At 69.5% G+C, this 370-nt stretch carries 1 pseudogene; it reads right to left on the bottom strand.

Annotation, left to right across the window (positions count from 1 at the left end):
* Positions 1 to 275, bottom strand: a pseudogene (locus tag KHA85_RS17300) (M20/M25/M40 family metallo-hydrolase); the annotation flags it as partial.
* Positions 276 to 370 lie beyond the last annotated feature (95 nt).

Below are 370 nucleotides of genomic sequence, written 5' to 3'. Positions count from 1 at the left end.
CCACCGCGCGAGGGGTCGGCGCCGGGCAGGCGGACGAAGACGTTGCCGCGGCCGGGGGCGCCCGATTCGACATACTGCGGGGCGTAGCCGACCTCGGCGAGCTGCTCGGCGACCCATTGGGCGCACTCGGCCTCGCCCTTGGTGGTCTCGGGTTCGCCGGTGTTGGTGGTGTCGAACCGGATCAGCTTGCTGACCACCTCGACCACGTCGTCGCTCGGGTTGGTCGGCTCCTCGGTCGCCCCGCTCTGAATGGTCACAACCCCCTTTCCTACCATTGCCGCGGCCGGACGGCCCGATGCCGAGCATCGCGGCGTCCGAGGAGTCGGATTGGGTTCGCAGCAGGCAATCCGATAGCCTTAGCTGCCAACCC

It is taken from the genome of Dietzia massiliensis (assembly GCF_018390595.1).
In the GTDB taxonomy this organism is placed as follows: domain Bacteria; phylum Actinomycetota; class Actinomycetes; order Mycobacteriales; family Mycobacteriaceae; genus Dietzia; species Dietzia massiliensis.
This window is presented reverse-complemented; position numbering and strand designations above follow the sequence as displayed.